We start from the raw sequence: 20,220 nt of genomic DNA on the forward strand, positions 1-20,220 counted from the left end.
AGCCTCAATAATGCCTATTATACTTGACGAAATCGAATGAACGACATGTGTTTGTCGGATGCTTACAAAGATTCGTTATCGACTAAAAACATTCTGTAACAGCCGTCAGAATCTTTCTTGTACAAATTACCAACTAAGATTGACCCACTCTGTTTTTTATTTCTAGCCTCACAAATCGCATCAACAATTTCTTTTACTTCATTTTGACCGTATTCCATATAGCCCCCATTAAAAAGCCCTCCGAAGAGGGCAATAAACAACAGCGAACTAATCACCAACCCCCGTCAATGATTATGCAAATCTACTCAATGAATAGGCTTGAATAATCATGCTACACTCTCGCAGTAGCCTCGCTTATTTGCGCCTCATGGACTAACTGATGATTAGCTCTGAAATAAGAAACAAGCTAAATTTCCGCACCACAATACCTTTTAATATTTAACCCTCACCCGATATCAAGCAGGCTCTATCAAGTAGACTCGGGGCAACATTATGACTGTTGCTTGCTGGTCGGCACTACATTAACTACTTCATTTTAATGGCCCTCGCAAGTTGAAAGGTTGTAAGGCATACACACCATGCGTACACGCTAGCACTTAGCCGAAGCCGCATCGGTAGTTCCCACCGTTGTTTAATGCTTATTCATTTTGTTAAAGAGCGAAAGCGTTTTGCTTTATGGGGTTATTATGTACCAATAGTTCAAATTAATCAAGACTAATGGTTCAATTTATTTTACTTAAATTGAACTGCTGATTCACTTGTTGAGTTAATTCAAATAAATACGATGTGCTAATTGAGTGAATTTTATTCGATAACTTGTATTTTTGAGAGGTAGATCACTCTATATCGTAGGGAAGGGGAACTGCAGACATAAAAAAACCACCCGGAGGTGGTTTTTTTATATTTTATTAAATATGTCTATGAAGCTATCTTATGAATCCAATTATCTCTCAAATGATAAGGTAATATAACAGCTGAATCATTAAATAATACTGTTAATTGATTTAATTGCTTATCTAGGCAATCACTGTCAATCACAACATAGCGATTATTCAAGTTTAAATTAGCATATTTCAAGTCAACTATTTGACCAAATAAAGAATAAGCTCTATTCCAACCACTATTAGAATTTATACTTGATGTAAACAAGTATTTTTCTACTGAGCTATTTTTTTGCGCTATTTTTACAGGGGCAACGATTTCATGTCCGCTCATTCCATATAATTTTTGTCTGAAAAAAAGACGATCTTTTATATTTGAGCTTTTTAAGTAGTTAATGACTATTTTTTCAAATTTATCTTCATCGGCGTGTTTTTTGTACCAATCCAAGGATATAACAGAAGTAATTACACCACCTTTAATTACATTAGATATCATTTCTCCAATATTATCATAGCTTCCAAAAGCAATGATTTCACCTCGGTCATTCATATCTAACCCTTGAGATACCAGAAGACTCTTGATTATATTAAGCCTTTTTTTGGAAATTTCGATACCTCTTGCTTCCATATTCATCAAAGCATCACATCGATCACTAACTTTCATACCGCCATTTATTTCATGAATAAAAACACCAATATGCTCACCATCATCATGATATGTAAATGGGCTCAGAACTCTTGTGAGTGAGTCATTAATCTTGAAGCATTCATAGCCCATCTTTAAAATAAGATCTTTACAAATCATAGTAACCTCAACTGTCCCGATTCTAATTCTAGTGGATGTACAAGACGTCCTTTTTGCGTTACGTTCATTTTACTACAGAAAATACTCCAATATCCATCAACATCATCATGAGCTAAATTGCTTTGTAATTTTAAGCCAATATCGCATTTAGCATGTTCGAAGTATAAATGGTAATGTGCACCTGTAACTGATTTAGAAAAATCTGGGTGATCAACGATGGCCTTATTTGTATGTTTGTCATATGGAAATGGATCTAACGCATAGATTCTAGTATTGCGATACAAAGCTATAATACTAAGCTTACTAGATTCCCCTGATTCAATTTCTTGAGCAGGCCTATATTGCAATATGAATCTTAAATGAGTTATTGGATATCCTAATTCATCAAGTGGACTTAAGTTCATTTGCATCCACATAGGTACTCTATTGGGAGGGGGCGATGTAATCCAAGTAGCATCAGTTAAATTGACACTTTTGGGCATAAGAATTATTTTATCAACTTCTGCTTGTGAAGGGTAATATTCATCCTTTTTAGCCATTAATTTGTATTTCCTCTAACAATCAGTATCATGATTCCTACATTTTTTCATTATTTGATTTAAAATCTAGTTCATGCCTAAAAATCAACATAAACACCATTTCAAAATTACAAAAAAGCTAAAAAAGGAACTGAACAAAAAGAAAATAGTAATAATCCATAAATCACAGCGTTATAAGATAAATTTTGAGCTGTAAACCAGTTTCTGCACATTTTATTACCTTTGAATAAAGTTTGCTTCGAGAAAAACAAATATAACAACCCAATAAATGCAATGAAAGTTACTCCAAAATAAATTAACTCAAAGATAAATAGCTGATCATCTGAAAAACCGTATTCATTAAACACAAGGAGATTCATTATTTTACTTGAGATGTAATGGTAACCAGTTAGAAAGGTGAAGTTAAGACCAAAATAACTTATTAGTTTTATATCTAAACAATGGTTAAACATATATCACCTCAATTTATTTGATAAGTTTAAAGACGACAGACTTTCTTAGACTTACTAATTATCCCATCATTACACATAAATTTTCCGTCTGTTGTACAGTGAGATACACCACCTTTTTTACCTGAATATGGATAATTGCGAGCAATCACAGGTGAAGCTAATGATATTGAAAACGTTGTTAGTAAAAATAATACTATTTTAAAGCATCACCGAGAAGTGTACTGCTCTCCCAATAATCTCAATTTCATCAAGATTAGCTTCTTCTGGTTCATACGTTTGATTGTAGCTACGTATTGAAACCTTATTGGGGCCAGTTCTATATAAAAGTTTTAACCGTTTCCAACCATCTTGATTTATGGCGTATACCTTGCCATCTACGATCTGCTTATCAGCTATGTTAACAGTAACTGTTGATCCTTCAGGAATTATTGGCTCCATAGAATCTCCTTTTGCAGGAAAACAGAATATTGTACTTCCGTCAGTAGGCGCACCAAATTTCCGCAATGTAGCTTTAGAAAATCTTAATTTAAATCCATTGTAGTCGCCATAATCGTGAGATCCGTCTCCACAAGCGAGCTCAATATCTTTCAAAAATGGAACCTCAACTTCTTCACTATCTAAAGGTGTTTCTGAATCCCATGTAACAACAGATTCCCAGCTTTCTTTGTTAGGAATTTCATTCTCTCTATGTTTTTTAGTAGCAATTATTCCCCCTAATATTCCAGCTATTGGACCGAAAGGGGCATTCATTGCTACACCTAATATATTGTGCATACCAGATTTGATTTTTTTCTCTGACGTTTTTGATATTTCGTCACTGTGACCAGTTAGCCAATACAAGTTAACATCAAGAAAATCTGATAATTCACCCAATCGACTTTGATCAGGTTCTGCCTTTCCTGAAAACCAGTTTGAAACAGCTTTTGTAGAAACACCCATCGCCTTAGCAATAGCTGTACTTCTGCCATGTTCTTTTAATCCTGCACTTTCAGCGGCCTGCGCTAGCCTTTGTGCAAATGTTGTGCGCATTTCTTCGTTTTGTACCATAGGTTCAATTATACACTTATTGAAAAGGACTTCTAGTTCATATATAATCTGAATTAATAGTTCAATTTAACTTATGGAGGTGAACTTTGTATTCAATTAAAGATGCAATACTAGAAGTTGGAATTCACAATGTAGCCAATGCTTGTGGTGTTACTACAAGGGCGGTTTACAAGTGGATATCAAATAATTATTTGCCAAAAACTGAGTTTTTTGGCGGGACAAATTACGCTCAAAAAATTGAGAGTTTATCCAACGGAAAATTTAAAGCTGAAAACTTACTGGAGCAATCTAAGCAAACATTGCTCAAAGAAACAAACTAGTCAAAACATTTTACTAATTTTTAACAAATAAAAAACTACTAAAAATTAACAGTTTAGTTAGTTAACTATGAAGGTCAGGCGCAATGAATATCAAACAAGTAATCATAAATTTGTGCAATGAGGTACCAGGAGGTCGTTCTGCAGTTGCAGGAGCTTTGGGTATGGAGTTAAGCAGTTTTAACAATCGACTGTACGAAAAAAACAAGTGCAGATTTTTCTCGGTTGATGAACTTGAGGCAATTGAAGACATCGCAGGTAAACCGTTTTTAGCAGAGTACTTCGCAAAAAGACAAGGGGGTGTTTTTACAAAGCTCCCAGACGCTGATGAGTTGGATGCGGTTGAGCTTTTTAATCTTTCGGTTCATGCAGATGCAAAAAAGGCTCTATTGTCTTTGGTTGTGTCAAAAGCGATAGAAGATGGAGTTATTGATGGCAAAGAGAAAGAGCAAATATTGAACTGTTTACATCAGTTCTTTGGTTCGAAGAAAAGCGAGATTCTAGCGCTTTTAAAAGTTTATCAGAAATAAAAAAGCCACGTTACAGCGTGGCTTAGGAGGAACTAAAATTATGAATAAGAGAATTGTATCAAAAAGATACTTAAAACACAAGAATCTTGAGCGACTTGATTTTTTAAATGGGTTTACACCTAACTCAGTAAAAAAACTGAGAGAGGCTTTTGAGCAGTCTAAATCCAATAACCAGAAATCAAAAGGCGGTCAAGATGAGTAATCAAGTATTAGATTTAAACCAAGCGAGAATTAATCATATTAAGCGCCAAAATGAGGCTGATTTAAGTGTTTCATCAGGAGCAAAGGGGTTTGTGATGCTCCATAGAAAAATCAAGAAAACATCTTTTTATAAAGATTCAGAGGCTGTTCACTTATTTATTCATCTTTTGATGGATGCAAGCTATAAACCAAGCATTTTCACTTTCAATGGAAATGAGATCGCAATCAATAGAGGTCAATTAATAACTGGCAGAAAAGAATTGTCGTATGAGACTGGCATCAGCACAGATAGAGTAAAGTATTTATTAAATAAATTGGTTAAACATGGAGCAATAAAAATATCGGCAGGAAAACACTATTCGATAGTTTCTATATTAAATTATGACTCTTATCAGTGGTCAGAAAACACACAAAGCAACCCTGAAAAAATACCAACAGAATGCCAACAAAGTGCCATCGCAAAAGTAAGCTACGCAAAGGATAGCTCGGAGGTTGTGCCAACAGAATGCCAACAAAGTGCCACATATAATAAGTTAATAAATAATATATCTAATACTAACGTATTAGATAGGTCGTTTAACAACGACTCGCAACAGCAACCTGAATCATCAAAATCTGATGAACCTAAAAAACCACAATTACGTTGTGAGGACGTATTAAAAATATTTAACGAGGTATTGCCTGAGATATCGGCTAGAGGGTTAAGTGAAAAACGCAGGCAACAAATCAGATTATTCTGGCAAAAAGCCAGAAAGGTTAAAAATGATTTAGAAAATACTCCAGGCGCACCATTCACTTTAGATGACTGGAAATCATATCTTGAGTACATAGCTAAACGTTGCCGTTGGATGCTCACTGAGGGATACAATCACTCAACTGGGAACAAATGGCGCAAGAAATCGATTAGTTATATTTTGTCTGAAAACCTTTACCTTGAAGTGCGCGAGGGTCTTCATGATGATAAATAATAACTTACCATTGCCACCACAATCGCTAGAAGCTGAACAATCAATCATTGGCGGTTTATTACTTACCGGTGATGACGAGCGTTGCCAACGTGTTTTAAATAATCTCAAAGCTGAATCGTTTTATAACCACACGAATAAAACGATTTACAACATAATAAAAAACTTGGTTAAAAAACAAGTAGCGATAGATTTGATCACTGTGAATAACGAGATTGAGTCTCAAGGTCTATCTGAGCAAATCACGTTCGCTTACTTAGCAGAGATTGCGAGAAATACACCAAGCCTAGCCAACATTGAAACTTACGCTCGTATCGTCAAAGACAAGGCGATTGAAAGATTTACTTTGCAAAAACTAAATCAAATGGCCCAGATGTTTTATGAGAATGACGCTTTAACGACATCTGAAAAACTAGACTCAGTTAGCACTATGTTTAATCAGCTCAATGATTATACACGTACAGGCCGAGCAACAGGACTTAAAGCACTTGATGATGTTTTCGCTGATTGGACTAATAAACTTGAACAAAGATTAGATCCAAATTCAGATTCAAGGGGATTGTTAACAGGGATTGAATCACTTGACGAGATGTTAGCGCCCAAAGGAATGGTCAAGGGGTCTCTATTCGTTGTTGGAGCAAGACCTAAAATGGGCAAATCAGCGCTCATGACGACAATGTCAGTTGACTGTGCAGTTAATCAAAATAGACCGGTAGCGATATTCAGTTTAGAAATGCCAACAGACCAAGTTTTTGAGCGCATGATTACTCAACAAACAGGCTTGAATAGCGATATTTTTTACATGGGGCCAGACAACGACAATGATTACACGCTGGCATTTGCAGCAGCCCATAAAATGGCTCAAACAGGTAATTTATTCATTGATGACACACCAGGTGTTTCACTCGCTCATATCGTTTCAGAGTGTCGTAGAGTTAAAAAACTCAAAGGCTCGCTAGGAATGGTTTTTGTTGATTATCTAACACTGATGAAAGCTGAAAAAGCTGATAGAAATGATCTCGCATACGGAATGATCACAAAGGGGCTTAAAAACCTTGCTAAAGAACTTGATTGCGTTGTTGTCTTATTAACTCAATTAAACCGTGATTTAGAGAAAAGAGTTAATAAACGACCGCTGCCAAGCGATAGTCGTGACACTGGCCAGATAGAACAAGATTGTGATTACTGGTTAGGAATATATCGTGAGGGTGCCTATGACGAAAACGCTAATCAATACATAACTGAACTGATTTTAAGGCTTAATCGACATGGTAAAAGTGGGACAGTGTTCGTTGAGCAACGTCAAGGCTCAATGAAAAATACTGACCAGACCCAAGCGAAAATTGCTTTTATGCAAATTGAAGAATCAAAACAAAAACGTTATGCAAAATCAGGGTTTTAATATGAAACAGTCTTTCTTTCTTCGCAATAATCAAATTAAACAAAATGCGATTGACTACATTCGCTCATTAGAGACTAGAGATGATAAGCCTTTGATGATTGAGATTAAGCCTAGTAAGCGCACGCTGGAGCAAAATGCGCTCATGTGGGCGATGTTAAAAGATATATCAGATCAAGTTGTTTGGTATGGCTATACGCTGACTAGCGAAGAATGGAAAGATTTTTTTACTGCTCAAATTAAAAAATTAACGATTGTCCCTGATATGGAGGGGCGAGGGTTTATCGCAGTAGGATTATCGACTCGCTCTATGAGTGTATCAGATATGACATTTATGATTGAGCTGATGTTTGCCTTTGGTACCGAAAATAACGTCAAATTTAAAGATGTGTTACCAGATGAATATCAACGCTTTGGAGGCTGAATTGGAAAAGAAAAAACGGAAGTTGAAATCAAAGGTGTGCAAATGGTGCAAAAAGACGTTTGAACCAACAAAGCCACTTCAAAGCGTATGTAGCCCAAATTGCGCAATTCAAAAAATCAGGCATGAAAACAGAATCAAGCAGGAACGAAAAAGAAACGAGGAGTTAAAAGTCGAGCGAGCCGAAATAAGGCAAAGGAAGTTAAGCGTTAAACCTCGCTCACATTGGATGAATAAAGCTCAAGCAGCAGTGAATAAATTCATCAGGGCAAGAGACAAGGATTTACCGTGTATTTCATGTGGAACGACTACAACAGCTCAATGGGACGCAGGACATTACAGAACGACCGCATCAGCACCTCAATTGAGATTTGATGAGGATAACATACATAAACAGTGCGTAGTCTGCAATCAGCATAAATCAGGCAATTTAGTGCCCTACCGTGTCGAATTAATAAAACGAATTGGATTAGAACGAACTGAAGCGTTAGAGAGCAATCACAAGAACAGAAAGTACACAGTAGATGAATTAAAAGCGATTGAACAGCAGTACAAAGATAAACTCAAGAATATGGAGCAATAAATGGAAAAGCTAACCCCAGAACAAACACAAGAAATCGAAAATCTAATGGAGACTTGGGGCGCTTGGGTGTACTCAGGTCGACTTGAAAAGCGTGAGGTGAGTATGCTTGGTCAATTAATGGCTAGAGTGAATCCACAAAAATATCAAAATAGGCCTATGTGTGATGACGATACAGGTTTATTGATTGATGAAATAATGCAAGAGATTAAGATTGAGAGCGAGCCAGCTTTTGAATTTTTAGTTAATTATTATGTTTATTTGGCAAGTAATACCCAAGTGGCAATTAGATACTACAGAAAAACAGATAAATCAGGCAAGAGACCATGTTTAAGAACCTATTACTATGTTGCTAATAGAGTGCTTGATGAATACAGGTTGAAAATACATAAAAGATTCAATCAATTAAAATCTTTACAAAAAACAGGTTAAAAAGATTGCATTATTTTGCAGTTAATGTACTATAAATTCATTACTCTGCTGTAGCTGTACGCAGTTGAGCATTACAAAACAATAAACCGCTTAATTGCGGTTTTTTTATATCTAAATTTCGAGCCCTAGTCTAACCGCTGGGGCTTTTTTTTATTGGAGTTGCAATGGAACCAAACACAATTGTTGCCGCAGGTGTAACAGTGGCGGGTGCGACTACAACAGCAGTGATTTCATCGCCTTTTTACGATTATCAAACTTTGGTATTTGCAGGGTCGTTGATTGGCGCTCTGCTGTTTACGTTTCTGAATCAGCACTATAAATTAACCTTAAAAATACCATTAGCTTTGATTTCTTTTGCGACAGGTTATTTCATGACACCAGGCGTCCAAATCTATATGGGTAATCAGGGCTGGATATCTCACGATAATATTTTTATGGGTTTCGGTATAGCATTATTCTTATCATCATCATTTGTTGCTTTTTATGCCTATATTCAGAAGAAAGGAATCAAGGGTGTAGCAAAGGATGTGCAAGACATTAGAAAGGGGTCAAATGATGAATGAACACATTCAGCTTTTATTTGAAACGTACAATTGGATGACAATATCAAATCTGGTCGTAAGTTTACTCAACTTCATTTTAATGTTCGCATATCACAAGCCGCCTGAAAAGAAACCTAATTTCTTTAAATCGCTATTAGCTACAGCAATGATGTTTTGGATGGGATTTATCTCATACAGAATACTAACGTTAGGATATGACGGTAATATCGACCTAGGCGAGCTTGGATTTAACACTACATTTTTATTATTTGTAATTATCGAACGTGGTAATGCTTATCTAGCAACCAAGAGAGCCGTATCCCCTTTTCTTGGTAACTAAACATTCAATAATAACATCTACCGCCTTAATGGCGGTTTTTTCATTTATAGGAGCAGTAATAATGGCAAAACATTTTAAATTTTCAGAAGTCAGCCTTAACAACCTTAAAGGTGTTCATCCAGATTTAGTGAAAGTCGTCACTTTAGCGCTTCATAAAAGCACAGTCGATTTCCGTGTCATAGAGGGTTTAAGAACAAAAGAGAGGCAAAGGGATTTATTTGCTAAAGGCGCAAGCCAAACTATGAACTCTCGCCACATTACCGGTCACGCAGTTGATTGTGCTCCATGGATAAATGGAACAATCCCGTGGAAAGATAAACCGAAATTTAAGGCTATTTCAGATGCAATGTTTGAAGCTGCCAAAGAATTAGGGGTTCATATCCGATGGGGCGGCGACTGGAACGAGAATGGTCGTTCAGATGATGAGCGGTTTTATGATGGTCCTCATTTTGAGTTATCTCGCAAAGAGTATCCGTAATGAGTAAAACCCATCTTATTTTATTGGCTGTTATTGGTTTTGGGCTATTGATACTTGGTGTTAATTACACGTTAAGCCTAAGAGATAGTTTAACACTCGCTAATGCCCAAGTCACTAAACTTGATACAACGATTAAACTGCAGTCTGCATTAACTCAATCAATGAATCAGGTTAGCATGGCAGTTATTCAAAATAAACAGGATTTAGCTAATGATGAGAATCAAACAAAACAGCAGATACGCACCATTGTACAGACTGCTGACTGTTCTCGCACTCTTGTGCCTGTCGATGCTTCTAATCGGTTGCGGGAGTACGCGGACCGAATACGTAACGCTACATCAACCAACTGATCCAAGTTTGCTAGCCGACATCAATATCCCGATGATTCCTAAACCGCTAACTTTTGGGGCTAGTATGGACTTGAACATTGAGTTAATCAGCAAGCTAGGTCAATGCAATGTAGATAAAAGGGCTCTTAGGGAGATTGAAGCTGTAAGAGCTAAGCAATTAGTTAATTAAAAGTGGGTAGACCCATTTTGGAAAATACCATCAGTTTTTGATTCTCCAAATTTGGATTATTAAAGTATAAAAAATGAACAAAGGTGAAAGCATGGGTAATTTAAATTTCGGACAAGCTTTAGAGGCTGTAAAACAAGGTAAGAAGGTTCAACGTAGTGGCTGGAATGGTTCAGGTTTGTGGGTTGAAATGCAAGTGCCAGATTCGCACTCTAAAATGACATTGCCATACCTGTACCTTAACTATCCAGATAACGCGAAAACGACACCTAGCGCAAAAGTCCCTTGGCTTGCTAGTCAAACCGATATTCTTGCCGAAGATTGGGCAATCGTTGATTAATTGACGGTCAAAGACAAGATAAATCAGGTACCGTAATTCGTTACGGTACCAAATAGCGGATTAGAGAAATGGCATCTCGACAGTCTCATAAGCTGTAGGTAACTGGTTCGATTCCAGTATCCGCTTCCAATTAAGCAATGGGCAAATTGCAATGACAGATAACAAACTAACCAGTTTTGAGATTGCAGTCATCGCTATTTGTCTAGCAATTATATTTTCAATTTAGAGGTGAAAATGAATTTTTTAATTAGCATTTTAATAATTTATCTCTTTCTTGGGGTAGCGGTTAACAACGTTAAATTCAAAAAAGAAGAAAAAAACTGACTATTAAATAAAAGTTTACAAATATCATTATTTGGTCGTTCTTAATTAAATAATTGATTATAGTAAAATCCAAGAGTACAATTTTTTTGTTTTTTTACTTAATTGAGAGGCTGAGAAGTGGTTAAAAGCGAAAAATATTTGGAAGTTGTTGATTTTATAATGAAAAATAAATCAATAGATTATAAAATTTTAAAAAATACGTTTGATTTGAATGGAGAAGAAGCTAGAACAATAATCAATAAATTAAAAGCAAATAAAGTTATTGGTCTTGAGCCTGTAGGAAACCGTTATATGCTACAGATAGCTTATGATCATCAAGCATTTTTAAATCCAAGTAAGCTGAAAGAAGCAATAAAAGTCAGTACCCCGACAGTTAGACCAAAAAAGCGAGTTGATCCTGTTAAGCAAATTAAAAGGCATAATTTCTATCAAATTGCTTTTTTTATATTAACGGTTTTAGTGGTGTTCTTAACCTGTTTTTGGGCGGTCAGGGCTGATACATTATATTTGTTGTTTAGTATACCAGTACAACTAGCGATATTTGTATATTCATATCAATATACGTCTAATACAATTTTTAGTTTTATTGGAGCCTCTATATTTTCATTATGTTTCTTATTATTTATAAATGCAAAGGAGCCCATTTTTGGCGAGAAATATAAAGAGCAAAAAGAGAATAGTGAGCGGGTCGAAAAGGCAAATGCAGCAGTAGAGGAAGAAAAAAGGATTAATAGTATCAAAATTGCTAATTCTAGAGGTTCTATTTTGAACAAATTGTTAGATCCAAAGTCAGCAAGTTTTTTTGGCGAGAAAGTTTCAAATATATCAGGGTCAGGTGTTACATGTGGGTTTGTGTCATCCAATAACCATCTTGGAGGAAAAGTAACCCAAAGATATGTAGCAAGCCTCTCTCCTGGTGTAGCATTTATCGAGGAAGAAGTTAAAGATTTCGATACTGTTTGGAATCAGTACTGTAATTAGTTATACATATTAGTGCTTACCCGCTTCGGCGGGTTTTTTATTTCTGTAACTAATGAAAGGTCGTATTATAATGAAAAAGCTAGTTAAGCCAATCGTCCACTTAAAAATTCCTATCTATGCAGGACACATCAGTATCTGCGAATCAATTGAAGCAGCTAAATCCTACTTCAAAAATATTGATTTTGAACACTATGGTGATGATTATAACGGATTGACAATCAAGGCCTTTGGTAACAATGGGAGTTTATCTGTGATCATCATATTTGATGATATAGACAATATCCCATTCCATGTAATTAGCCACGAATCAATTCATGCGGCTTGGGCTGTACTTGATAACTCAGGAATAAAACCGTCTTATGATAATCAAGAAGTTTTAACTTATCTGAGTGATTGGGTGGTTAAAGAGGTTTTTAGAATTAAAGAAATGAGACGAATATTAAATAATTAGATATTGATCACATAATTAGTCATAACCTTAAGCTACATTAGCAATAATATTTAATAAATTCTTCAAAGGTGGTAATAATGGGTTTTAACGTTTTTGTGGGTAAGAAATTATCGGAAACACGACAAAAAGCATTCAAATGCGCGCTTGGTAGTGCTCAGAAAACCAATCAAAATTTGCTAATTATATTACCAACCATAGATAATTATAAAAACATAGATAATGATATTGAAGATGCCATAACACGGAAATCATTAGGTCTAATTCTCAAAAGTACACAACCAACCAAACTTGGAGATATTATAGCTGAGAGAACTATTATAAAAACTTTCGAAAAAAACAATTCTAAATATAGAAATTATGTAATTTTTGCAATAGAACCAACCATTAATGATTGGGAGGTTTTAAGAAAATTAAATCAGATTGTAGTAGCAACTGAATGGTGGTCTAGTACAAAGAGCGATAAATACAATGAGATATACAAAGAAATTAATGCTAATATAACTCCGACATAAACACGTAGCTTAAAAGCTGCTCTCAAATGAACCCACTTCGGTGGGTTTTTTCATTTCTAGGCACCAACAAATTAACAAGTAGTAAAGGTAATAAATAAAGTTATGGTCGAGACTATAAAAAAGATAAACATAAACGAGTTAATGCCATACGCAAAAAACTCAAGAACCCATAGCGAAGAACAGATTAAGCAGATAGCAAAATCGATTGAAGAGTTTGGATTCACTAACCCTATTTTGACTGACGGTCAGAATGGGATCATTGCAGGTCATGGACGAGTATTGGCGGCTAAACAATTAGGCATCACAGAAGTACCCGTTATCGAACTATCACATCTGTCAGACGAACAGAAACGCGCTTACATCATTGCAGATAACCAACTAGCATTAAAAGCCGGGTGGGATCACGATTTACTCAAGGCTGAATTGTTAGATTTGAAGTTAATGAATTTCGATATCTCATTAATTGGCTTTAGTGATGATGAATTGGGTTTACTCTTATTTGAAGATGAATTGGAGACTGCAGGTGAAGATACTGAGCCAGAATCAATTCAAGAAACCTATGTGTCTGAACGAGGTGATGTGTGGATAATGGGGCCGCATCGATTAATGTGCGGTGATAGCACTAGCTTGGATGATATGGCCAGTTTAATGAATAATGAGCTTGCTGATTTATGGTTAACTGCCCCTCCCTACAATGTAGCTTATGAAGGTGGAACACCAGAAGCACTTACAATCATGAATGATAGCATGAGCGATAGTGACTTTAGACAGTTTTTAGTCGATTGCTACACGGCAGCTGATTCAGCTATGAAACCAGGATCATCATTTTATATCTGGCACGCTGATTCAGAAGGTTACAATTTCAGAGGTTCAGCAGTAGATATTGGTTGGAAAGTTCGCCAATGTTTAATATGGAATAAAAACTCCATGGTAATGGGTAGGCAAGATTACCACTGGAAACATGAACCCTGTTTATATGGATGGAAAGAGGGAGCTTCACACAATTGGTACTCTGATAGAAAACAAACAACGGTAATTGAATTCGATAAGCCACTAAGAAACGGTGAACATCCCACGATGAAACCTGTGGGGCTATTTGAATATCAAATTAACAACAGCTCTAAAAAGGGCGATATTATTTTGGACAGTTTTGGCGGTAGTGGCACAACATTAATAGCATGTGAAAATTTAAAAAGGAAAGCAAGGCTAATGGAATTAGATGAGCGTTATTGCGATGTCATCGTTAAACGCTGGCAGACGCACAAAGGTAAGCAAGCAGTATTGGAGTCATCAAGTAAGACCTATGAGCAAGTCAGTAGAGAACGAGAAAAAGAAAAAGCCCCGAGGGCAGAAACCGCATGAGCCGACAGCTGAAAAGAAACAAACAGTTCGAATGCATGCGATGGTTGGTACACGGCACGAGTTAATTGCTGAAGTACTTGGAATATGCGTAGACACACTTTATAAGTACTACCGAAAAGAGTTAGACCTTTCATCATCAATAGCGAATGCCAATGTAGGCGGAGCGTTATACAACAAAGCCATCTCAGGCGATACAACGGCAATGATATTTTGGTTAAAGACTAAAGCCGGATTCAAAGAAAGACAAATAATTGAGAACCATGATGTTAAATCCCTATCGGATATCATGGATGATTTGCAGCACCCAGAGGAATAAAATTTTCAACAAGTAACATTAAAAATAAAAGGTATTTCAAAAATGAAAAAGCCAGATTGGGAAGCCATTGAATCGGCATATCGAGCTGGTTTATTGTCTTTAAGAGAAATAGCATCACTTCATAATATAAGTGAAGGAGCAATAAGAAAGCGTGCCAAGCGAGACGAATGGTCAAGAGACCTATCAGCAAAGATAAAAGAACGTTCAGAAGATTTGGTACGCAAACAAGAGGTACGCAGGCAGGTACGCAGTGAATCAAAATTAACAGAGCGCGTACTTATAGAGTCAACTGCTGAGGCTATAGCTAATATCCGTATGCAACATAGGGGCGATATTAGGAGAGCTAGGGAGATTGTCACAGCTTTATTTGATGAGCTAGGTTCGCAATGTGCTGACATCGACTCATTACGCAAATTAGGTCAATTAATGTTTGAGCCTGATGACAACGGAAGGGATAAACTCAATGACATCTACATGGCGATAATCGCACTACCAGAACGAGTTAAATCAGTTAAGGCGTTAAGCGAGGCAATGAAAAATATGATTGCTTTAGAGCGACAGGCTTATGACATTACTGATGGCAAAGATAACAAAGATGGAAACGCAACAGTAACAATTTCAGACATGATGGATGAGCTAACCAACAGGAATAACTAACCATGAAACCAGAGCATATCAGATTGTTAAAAGATAAGTTCTGGCGGTTAAACCACTTGTACTTTATCGTTGACAAAAGCGGTAAAATTGTCCGATTCAAGATGACGGCCGAGCAACTTGCATACTTTGAGAGCATTCATCACCGCAACATCATTCTAAAAGCGCGTCAGTTAGGGTTCACGACATTAGTTTGTATTATGCAACTCGATGCGGCGCTGTTTGAGGGAGCTAAATGTGCGCTGATTGCTCATACATTACCTGACGCTAAAAGGTTGTTTAGAGAAAAGGTCAAGTTCGCCTACGACAAGTTGCCTGATGAAATCAAAGCGGCTAATCCAGCTAGCAATGATGCGGCAGGTGAGCTAGTCTTTCAAAAAGGCGGTTCGGTAACAGTATCAACCTCTTTTAGGGGTGGTACCTTACGTTATTTGCACATTTCAGAATTTGGAAAGATATGTGCTAAGTATCCGCACAAGGCCCAAGAAATAGTTACTGGTGCGCTTGAAGCTGTCTCAAAGGATTGTTTCGCGACAATCGAATCAACAGCCGAGGGTAGGAGTGGTTATTTCTTTGAGTTCTCTCAATTAGCCGAAAAAATGCTAAAAATGGGTGTTACGTTAAGTCCACTTGATTGGAAATTCTTTTTCTTCTCATGGTGGTTAAATCCTGAATACTCTCTTGAGGTGACAGGTAAGTTACCAGACAGATTAATTGAGTACTTTGATGAGCTTGAATCAAAGCATGGTATAAAATTAACAGCTGAACAAAAAGCGTGGTACCAAGCGAAAGAGAAAACGCTCGGCACTGACATCATGCGTGAGTATCCATCGATACCAGAAGAAGCATTTAAACAATCTATCGAGGGTGCTTACTACGCTAAACAGTTTTTATACCTCTACTCCAATCAACGAATCATTGAAAATCTACCTGACAACTCACATCAGCCGGTACACACGTATTGGGACTTGGGGGTGGGAGATTCTACATCGATTTGGTTTGTTAGAAAGATTGGTACCGAGTGGCACATCATTGACTACTATGAAAATTCAGGCGAGGGCATGAAACACTACTTCAAAGTGCTTAAAGACAAAGGCTATGAGTATGGCAGTCATACCGCACCGCATGATATTCAAAATAGGGAAATGATGAGCGATGCCAAATCACGATTAGAGATAGCACGGCAAGGTTACGAAATTGACGGTGAGATATATAGCGTTTCTTTCAAAATTGCGCCAAAGGTCAGCGTGGATACAGGTATAGAGGCGGTTCGTGAGTTATTACCTCATTGCGTATTTGATAGCGCCAAGTGCGACCAGGGTATAAAGCATCTTGAAGGCTATCGTAAAGAGTGGGACGACAAAAGGGGCTGTTGGAAAGACAAGCCACTTCACGATCATACCTCACATGGTGCTGATGCTTTTAGATATTTCGCCGTATCAGTTAAAAACAAGGTCGAGTTTGCGACAGAAATCAACTTAGGAACAATTTACTAATGGCTAATGACATCACATTTACAAGACCAGAGCTGACAAGCGCTTACCCAGTTTGGCAACTGGTAAGAGATGTTTGTCGGGGGCAGCAAGCAGTAAAAGAAAAGGGCAATGACTACTTGCCTAAATTGGACCCCACTAACGATAGTCCAGAAAATGACGCTAGAAACAAATCATATTTAGAAAGGGCAGTTTTTCTTAATGCGACTGGTACCACTAAAAATGGTTACTTGGGCATGGCATTTAGAAAGAACCCACTTATGAATGTAAGTGAAAAATTGGACTTCTTGAAAACGAATGCAGATGGTTCAGGAACTTCAATCTACCAACAGGCCCAGAATGTACTTGAGAATGTTTTAGAGGTAGGTAGGCATTTTCTTTACATTGACTACAACAATCAATCGAAACAGGCTCAAATCCTATCGTATCCTGCTGAGAATGTGATTAATTGGCGAGTTGACAGAATTAACGGTCGTAATCAATTGGTTCTAGTGGTTTTGAAAGAAATTATCGAAGTGGCTGATGGATACGGTTTTAAATCAATCACGCAATATCGTGAATTAAAGCTTGAAGATGGAAAGTTTATTTGTCGGGTTCATCGTGCTAACGATAAAGGCGAACTTGTCGTTGATGCCACATACACTCCTAATGTTTCAGGTGGTGGCGCATGGGATGAAATCCCTTGTACATTTGTTGGGGCTCAAAATAATGATTCTTCAATCGATGAATCACCGCTTTTAGATCTGGCGAATATGAACATCGCTCATTATCGCAACAGCGCTGATTATGAAGACAGCGTGTTTTTCTGTGGTCAGGTTCAACCATCAATCAGTGGTCTAACTGAAGAATGGCGCAATCATCTTGAAAAATCAGGTGTAAAAATAGGCTCTAGAAATGCTTTATTGCTTCCTGTTGGTGGGGCTTTTAATTACACACAGGCTCAACCTAATCCACTTGTACGTGAAGCTATGCTTGATAAGCAAGATTTGATGGTAATGCTTGGCGCTAGATTGGTTGAAGCTAAAAGTAGCAATAAAACAGCCACACAAGCCGAGAATGACGCAAGCGCGCAAACATCTGTTTTGGCGACGTGCGTATCAAACGTTTCAGAGGCTTATACTCAGGCGATTAAGTTTTGCGCTAAGTACATGAATATCAAAGATGAAGATATCTTGTTTGAGATTAATCGCAAGTTTATTGGCACTGAAATCAACCCTCAAAACGTCATGACTTTAGTTTCAGCTTGGCAACAAGGGGCGATTCGCAAAATAGATATGGTTAATCAGTTGCAAAAGGCTGAAATCATCGACCCAGAGGCGAATCCTGACGAGATTATGACTGAGCTTGAACAACAAACTCAGTTGATTTGAGGTGAGTAATGAGCATTAGTCAAAAGCTATTAGATGGATTAATTTATCAAAGTATATTCATTGATAGATATGGGCGCTCAGCAGCACAAAAATTACTTAGGTCGCTATTAAAACTCGATCCAGTAATTGAGAGAAAGCTACTGGATGCTTTAGATGGATTGAATGTGTATTCTTTGACGTTATCTCAAATTGAGGAAGCACTACAGCCAATAAATGAGTTGTACTCCAATGAGCTTAATTCAAGGTTTAGTGAGTTACAAAAGGAGTTAGAGGAGTTTTCTCAAACGGTCAACGAAAAGCAATACGCTCTTTTTGCTTCGATTATTCCAATTGAAATATTATCAAAGATAATATTTGTAGCTGCTTCGGAAACTCTTATAGCAGTAACAGCTGCTGAAAAGCCATTTCAAGGTAGATTGTTAGGAGAATGGGCGGCTAAGTTAGCAGAGGTAAGTTTAAATAAAATAGTTCAAGCGGTGTATAACGGCTATGTTGAAGGATTAACCAATCAGCAAATTGCTAGAAAAATCATTGGTACCAAAAAAAACAAATACAAAGATGGCATTCTAGAAATTAACAGAAAGAATGTGAATTCAATCGTTAGAACTGCAGTTTCTCATTACGCTTCTACAACACGGACTGAGCTTTTTAAAGCGAATGAAGAATATATCAAGGGTCAAGTTTGGTGTTCTACTCTTGACACCAGAACTTCTCCAACGTGTATAGCAAGGGATGGAAAAAAATACACGCTTGATGGTCAGCCAATAGGGCATCAATTGCCATACTTAGGTGGTGCAGGGAAAGCGCATTTTTGTTGTCGCAGTTCAATGGTCCCAATACTCAAATCATGGAAAGAAATGGGCTTTGACTTCAAGGAGCTTAAGCCTAGTACACGAGCCTCAATGGACGGTCAGGTACCAGAAGATACTAAATACTCCGATTGGATACAAAGACAATCATTTGAGCGTCAAGTCCAAGTACTCGGTAAGGAAAGGGCCCTTTTAATGCGAGACGGTGTAACAGTCGAGAAGATGTTCACTGACAATGGCGAGTTTCTGACATTAGAGCAACTTAAGAAAATTTTATAATAGCAGTTAAATCAACCGAACCCACTCACTGTAGTGGGTTTTTTCGTTTATAGATAAAGGAAATCAATAATGAATAAATTTTTAAGAATGATGATTGAGGCGCAATCAGTAGGGCGCTTATATAGAGATGCTGCGGGTGCAGATGGCTCTGCTGATGGTGGTGCCGGTGGAGATGCTAACCCTCCAAAAGCTCCTGAAATCACACCTGAAGTACAAACAATTATTGACCAGAAAATTAACGAAGTCACTAATGGCCTTAAAACCAAAAATAATGAGTTACTTGGCGAGCTTAGGGAGCACAAAGAGAAACTCAAAAACTTTGAGGGATTAGACCCAGTCGCCCTTAAAGCTGTTATGCAACGTTTTGAAAACGATGAAGAGGCTAAGTTAATTGCCGAGGGCAAAATTGATGAAGTGCTTAATCGCAGAACAGAACGTTTTAGAAGTGAGACGGAGAAGCAACTTCAAGCGAAAGATGCTGAACTTCAAGCAGCAAGGGAATTTGCCAATAAATTCAGAGGAAGAATGCTTGGGGATTTAGTTCGTGGGATTGCTAGCAAAGCCGGTGTCCTTTCTGGAGCTGACGAAGATTTGCTTTTACGTGCTCAAGGTATCTTTCAAATCAGTGATGATGGCGAGGCTGTCGCACTGGATAAAGATGGCTCAGTCATTTACGGCAAAGACGGAAGAACACCGCTTTCAGTGCAAGAGTGGATTGAATCAACCAAAGAAACAGCACCGCATTTATGGCCAACAGCGCAAGGCACTGGGGCTGGCGGCACAGGTAAGCCAAACAGCAATCTGCCTGCATCATTAGCAGAATGCAAAACTGACGAGCAACGCGTTGCGTGGCTTAATGCAAACTCAAAACAAGGATAAATAAT

Annotated in this window: 29 protein-coding genes and 1 tRNA gene; 25 read left to right on the top strand and 5 right to left on the bottom strand. The window is 37.4% G+C overall.

From position 1 onward, the window contains the following. Positions 1-62: 62 nt before the first annotated feature. The 5 genes from ACFFIT_RS02495 to ACFFIT_RS02510 form a co-directional block, all read right to left on the bottom strand. A complete protein-coding gene (locus ACFFIT_RS02495) occupies positions 63-218 on the bottom strand; it encodes a hypothetical protein (protein ID WP_385876067.1) in 156 nt (51 codons plus the stop codon). Between the two features lie 700 nt (positions 219-918). After that, positions 919-1,686 (bottom strand): DUF1828 domain-containing protein, encoded by a 768-nt coding sequence (locus ACFFIT_RS02500; RefSeq protein WP_385876068.1) that lies wholly within the window; start codon positions 1,684-1,686, stop codon positions 919-921. Then, entirely contained in the window at positions 1,683-2,225 is a 543-nt protein-coding gene (locus tag ACFFIT_RS02505) for a hypothetical protein (protein ID WP_385876069.1), read from the bottom strand. The genes ACFFIT_RS02500 and ACFFIT_RS02505 overlap by 4 nt, the downstream gene beginning before the upstream one ends. A gap of 478 nt (positions 2,226-2,703) precedes the next feature. Next, on the bottom strand, positions 2,704-2,826 hold the full coding sequence (locus tag ACFFIT_RS13385; RefSeq protein WP_512701383.1) for a YdcA family protein: 123 nt from the start codon (positions 2,824-2,826) through the stop codon (positions 2,704-2,706). A gap of 49 nt (positions 2,827-2,875) precedes the next feature. Then, on the bottom strand, positions 2,876-3,706 hold the full coding sequence (locus tag ACFFIT_RS02510) for an XRE family transcriptional regulator (RefSeq protein ID WP_385876070.1): 831 nt from the start codon (positions 3,704-3,706) through the stop codon (positions 2,876-2,878). Between the two features lie 104 nt (positions 3,707-3,810). On the opposite strand from ACFFIT_RS02510, the gene ACFFIT_RS02515 reads away from it, so the two are divergent. The 25 genes from ACFFIT_RS02515 to ACFFIT_RS02630 all read left to right on the top strand — a co-directional run bounded on the left by ACFFIT_RS02515 (position 3,811) and on the right by ACFFIT_RS02630 (position 20,215). After that, positions 3,811-4,044: a DNA-binding protein gene (locus tag ACFFIT_RS02515; protein WP_385876071.1), complete on the top strand. Its 234-nt coding sequence runs from the start codon at positions 3,811-3,813 to the stop codon at positions 4,042-4,044. Positions 4,045-4,127: 83 nt separating this feature from the next. Next, positions 4,128-4,571 carry a YmfL family putative regulatory protein gene (locus ACFFIT_RS02520; protein WP_385876072.1) on the top strand — a complete coding sequence of 148 codons (444 nt, stop codon included), beginning with the start codon at positions 4,128-4,130 and terminating at the stop codon, positions 4,569-4,571. Positions 4,572-4,611: 40 nt separating this feature from the next. Next, positions 4,612-4,773 carry a hypothetical protein gene (locus ACFFIT_RS02525; RefSeq protein WP_385876073.1) on the top strand — a complete coding sequence of 54 codons (162 nt, stop codon included), beginning with the start codon at positions 4,612-4,614 and terminating at the stop codon, positions 4,771-4,773. Continuing rightward, on the top strand, positions 4,766-5,740 hold the full coding sequence (locus ACFFIT_RS02530; protein ID WP_385876074.1) for a DNA replication protein: 975 nt from the start codon (positions 4,766-4,768) through the stop codon (positions 5,738-5,740). Before ACFFIT_RS02525 ends, ACFFIT_RS02530 begins: the two co-directional genes overlap by 8 nt. Then, positions 5,733-7,139: a DnaB-like helicase C-terminal domain-containing protein gene (locus ACFFIT_RS02535; protein ID WP_385876189.1), complete on the top strand. Its 1,407-nt coding sequence runs from the start codon at positions 5,733-5,735 to the stop codon at positions 7,137-7,139. The genes ACFFIT_RS02530 and ACFFIT_RS02535 overlap by 8 nt, the downstream gene beginning before the upstream one ends. 1 nt (position 7,140) lies before the next feature. Beyond that, on the top strand, positions 7,141-7,560 hold the full coding sequence (locus ACFFIT_RS02540) for a recombination protein NinB (protein ID WP_385876075.1): 420 nt from the start codon (positions 7,141-7,143) through the stop codon (positions 7,558-7,560). Between the two features lies 1 nt (position 7,561). Beyond that, positions 7,562-8,140, top strand: coding sequence for a recombination protein NinG (locus ACFFIT_RS02545; protein WP_385876076.1), 579 nt, complete (start codon positions 7,562-7,564; stop codon positions 8,138-8,140). After that, positions 8,141-8,569, top strand: coding sequence for an antiterminator Q family protein (locus ACFFIT_RS02550; protein ID WP_385876077.1), 429 nt, complete (start codon positions 8,141-8,143; stop codon positions 8,567-8,569). A 164-nt stretch (positions 8,570-8,733) separates the two neighbouring features. Then, a complete protein-coding gene (locus ACFFIT_RS02555; protein WP_385876078.1) occupies positions 8,734-9,132 on the top strand; it encodes a hypothetical protein in 399 nt (132 codons plus the stop codon). Beyond that, positions 9,122-9,451, top strand: a complete 330-nt coding sequence (locus tag ACFFIT_RS02560) for a hypothetical protein (RefSeq protein ID WP_385876079.1) — start codon at positions 9,122-9,124, stop codon at positions 9,449-9,451. The genes ACFFIT_RS02555 and ACFFIT_RS02560 overlap by 11 nt, the downstream gene beginning before the upstream one ends. Before the next feature lie 61 nt (positions 9,452-9,512). Beyond that, positions 9,513-9,929, top strand: coding sequence for a M15 family metallopeptidase (locus ACFFIT_RS02565; protein WP_385876080.1), 417 nt, complete (start codon positions 9,513-9,515; stop codon positions 9,927-9,929). Beyond that, the gene (locus tag ACFFIT_RS02570) at positions 9,929-10,279 is read left to right on the top strand and encodes a hypothetical protein (RefSeq protein ID WP_385876081.1); all 351 of its coding nucleotides are present in this window, start codon (positions 9,929-9,931) and stop codon (positions 10,277-10,279) included. The genes ACFFIT_RS02565 and ACFFIT_RS02570 overlap by 1 nt, the downstream gene beginning before the upstream one ends. After that, the gene (gene lysC, locus ACFFIT_RS13305; RefSeq protein WP_446697443.1) at positions 10,218-10,448 is read left to right on the top strand and encodes an Rz1-like lysis system protein LysC; all 231 of its coding nucleotides are present in this window, start codon (positions 10,218-10,220) and stop codon (positions 10,446-10,448) included. Before ACFFIT_RS02570 ends, lysC begins: the two co-directional genes overlap by 62 nt. Positions 10,449-10,539: 91 nt before the next feature. Next, positions 10,540-10,785 carry a DUF2829 domain-containing protein gene (locus tag ACFFIT_RS02575; RefSeq protein ID WP_385876082.1) on the top strand — a complete coding sequence of 82 codons (246 nt, stop codon included), beginning with the start codon at positions 10,540-10,542 and terminating at the stop codon, positions 10,783-10,785. A gap of 54 nt (positions 10,786-10,839) precedes the next feature. Next, positions 10,840-10,914 (top strand) — tRNA-Met (locus tag ACFFIT_RS02580). Between the two features lie 312 nt (positions 10,915-11,226). Then, a complete protein-coding gene (locus ACFFIT_RS02585; protein WP_385876083.1) occupies positions 11,227-12,090 on the top strand; it encodes a hypothetical protein in 864 nt (287 codons plus the stop codon). A gap of 70 nt (positions 12,091-12,160) precedes the next feature. Then, positions 12,161-12,541 carry a hypothetical protein gene (locus ACFFIT_RS02590; protein WP_385876084.1) on the top strand — a complete coding sequence of 127 codons (381 nt, stop codon included), beginning with the start codon at positions 12,161-12,163 and terminating at the stop codon, positions 12,539-12,541. A gap of 77 nt (positions 12,542-12,618) precedes the next feature. Further along, a complete protein-coding gene (locus ACFFIT_RS02595; protein ID WP_385876085.1) occupies positions 12,619-13,053 on the top strand; it encodes a hypothetical protein in 435 nt (144 codons plus the stop codon). A gap of 102 nt (positions 13,054-13,155) precedes the next feature. Continuing rightward, positions 13,156-14,415, top strand: a complete 1,260-nt coding sequence (locus ACFFIT_RS02600) for a site-specific DNA-methyltransferase (protein ID WP_385876086.1) — start codon at positions 13,156-13,158, stop codon at positions 14,413-14,415. Next, positions 14,357-14,731, top strand: coding sequence for a hypothetical protein (locus tag ACFFIT_RS02605; protein ID WP_385876087.1), 375 nt, complete (start codon positions 14,357-14,359; stop codon positions 14,729-14,731). Before ACFFIT_RS02600 ends, ACFFIT_RS02605 begins: the two co-directional genes overlap by 59 nt. Positions 14,732-14,773: 42 nt before the next feature. Then, positions 14,774-15,388 carry a hypothetical protein gene (locus ACFFIT_RS02610; protein ID WP_385876088.1) on the top strand — a complete coding sequence of 205 codons (615 nt, stop codon included), beginning with the start codon at positions 14,774-14,776 and terminating at the stop codon, positions 15,386-15,388. A gap of 2 nt (positions 15,389-15,390) precedes the next feature. Beyond that, the gene (locus ACFFIT_RS02615) at positions 15,391-16,881 is read left to right on the top strand and encodes a terminase (protein WP_385876089.1); all 1,491 of its coding nucleotides are present in this window, start codon (positions 15,391-15,393) and stop codon (positions 16,879-16,881) included. Further along, positions 16,881-18,248 carry a DUF4055 domain-containing protein gene (locus tag ACFFIT_RS02620; protein ID WP_385876090.1) on the top strand — a complete coding sequence of 456 codons (1,368 nt, stop codon included), beginning with the start codon at positions 16,881-16,883 and terminating at the stop codon, positions 18,246-18,248. The genes ACFFIT_RS02615 and ACFFIT_RS02620 overlap by 1 nt, the downstream gene beginning before the upstream one ends. Positions 18,249-18,256: 8 nt before the next feature. After that, positions 18,257-19,336 carry a phage minor head protein gene (locus ACFFIT_RS02625; protein ID WP_385876091.1) on the top strand — a complete coding sequence of 360 codons (1,080 nt, stop codon included), beginning with the start codon at positions 18,257-18,259 and terminating at the stop codon, positions 19,334-19,336. Between the two features lie 90 nt (positions 19,337-19,426). Next, on the top strand, positions 19,427-20,215 hold the full coding sequence (locus ACFFIT_RS02630) for a hypothetical protein (protein WP_385876190.1): 789 nt from the start codon (positions 19,427-19,429) through the stop codon (positions 20,213-20,215). The last annotated feature ends 5 nt before the right edge of the window (positions 20,216-20,220 follow it).

Source organism: Thorsellia kenyensis (assembly GCF_042432445.1).
Lineage (GTDB): Bacteria > Pseudomonadota > Gammaproteobacteria > Enterobacterales > Thorselliaceae > Thorsellia > Thorsellia kenyensis.

Coding starts and splice junctions, on each gene's coding strand:
- ACFFIT_RS02610 (WP_385876088.1), top strand. CDS start 14,774: ATGAAAAAGCCAGATTGGGAAGCCATTGAATCGGCATATCGAGCTGGT.
- ACFFIT_RS02605 (WP_385876087.1), top strand. CDS start 14,357: ATGAGCAAGTCAGTAGAGAACGAGAAAAAGAAAAAGCCCCGAGGGCAG.
- ACFFIT_RS02620 (WP_385876090.1), top strand. CDS start 16,881: ATGGCTAATGACATCACATTTACAAGACCAGAGCTGACAAGCGCTTAC.
- ACFFIT_RS02560 (WP_385876079.1), top strand. CDS start 9,122: ATGATGAATGAACACATTCAGCTTTTATTTGAAACGTACAATTGGATG.
- ACFFIT_RS02495 (WP_385876067.1), bottom strand. CDS start 218: ATGGAATACGGTCAAAATGAAGTAAAAGAAATTGTTGATGCGATTTGT.
- lysC (WP_446697443.1), top strand. CDS start 10,218: ATGCTTCTAATCGGTTGCGGGAGTACGCGGACCGAATACGTAACGCTA.
- ACFFIT_RS02500 (WP_385876068.1), bottom strand. CDS start 1,686: ATGATTTGTAAAGATCTTATTTTAAAGATGGGCTATGAATGCTTCAAG.
- ACFFIT_RS02505 (WP_385876069.1), bottom strand. CDS start 2,225: ATGGCTAAAAAGGATGAATATTACCCTTCACAAGCAGAAGTTGATAAA.
- ACFFIT_RS02570 (WP_385876081.1), top strand. CDS start 9,929: ATGAGTAAAACCCATCTTATTTTATTGGCTGTTATTGGTTTTGGGCTA.
- ACFFIT_RS02630 (WP_385876190.1), top strand. CDS start 19,427: ATGATTGAGGCGCAATCAGTAGGGCGCTTATATAGAGATGCTGCGGGT.
- ACFFIT_RS02625 (WP_385876091.1), top strand. CDS start 18,257: ATGAGCATTAGTCAAAAGCTATTAGATGGATTAATTTATCAAAGTATA.
- ACFFIT_RS02530 (WP_385876074.1), top strand. CDS start 4,766: ATGAGTAATCAAGTATTAGATTTAAACCAAGCGAGAATTAATCATATT.
- ACFFIT_RS02565 (WP_385876080.1), top strand. CDS start 9,513: ATGGCAAAACATTTTAAATTTTCAGAAGTCAGCCTTAACAACCTTAAA.
- ACFFIT_RS02595 (WP_385876085.1), top strand. CDS start 12,619: ATGGGTTTTAACGTTTTTGTGGGTAAGAAATTATCGGAAACACGACAA.
- ACFFIT_RS02600 (WP_385876086.1), top strand. CDS start 13,156: ATGGTCGAGACTATAAAAAAGATAAACATAAACGAGTTAATGCCATAC.
- ACFFIT_RS02540 (WP_385876075.1), top strand. CDS start 7,141: ATGAAACAGTCTTTCTTTCTTCGCAATAATCAAATTAAACAAAATGCG.
- ACFFIT_RS02550 (WP_385876077.1), top strand. CDS start 8,141: ATGGAAAAGCTAACCCCAGAACAAACACAAGAAATCGAAAATCTAATG.
- ACFFIT_RS02520 (WP_385876072.1), top strand. CDS start 4,128: ATGAATATCAAACAAGTAATCATAAATTTGTGCAATGAGGTACCAGGA.
- ACFFIT_RS02525 (WP_385876073.1), top strand. CDS start 4,612: ATGAATAAGAGAATTGTATCAAAAAGATACTTAAAACACAAGAATCTT.
- ACFFIT_RS02615 (WP_385876089.1), top strand. CDS start 15,391: ATGAAACCAGAGCATATCAGATTGTTAAAAGATAAGTTCTGGCGGTTA.
- ACFFIT_RS02555 (WP_385876078.1), top strand. CDS start 8,734: ATGGAACCAAACACAATTGTTGCCGCAGGTGTAACAGTGGCGGGTGCG.
- ACFFIT_RS02575 (WP_385876082.1), top strand. CDS start 10,540: ATGGGTAATTTAAATTTCGGACAAGCTTTAGAGGCTGTAAAACAAGGT.
- ACFFIT_RS02590 (WP_385876084.1), top strand. CDS start 12,161: ATGAAAAAGCTAGTTAAGCCAATCGTCCACTTAAAAATTCCTATCTAT.
- ACFFIT_RS02510 (WP_385876070.1), bottom strand. CDS start 3,706: ATGCGCACAACATTTGCACAAAGGCTAGCGCAGGCCGCTGAAAGTGCA.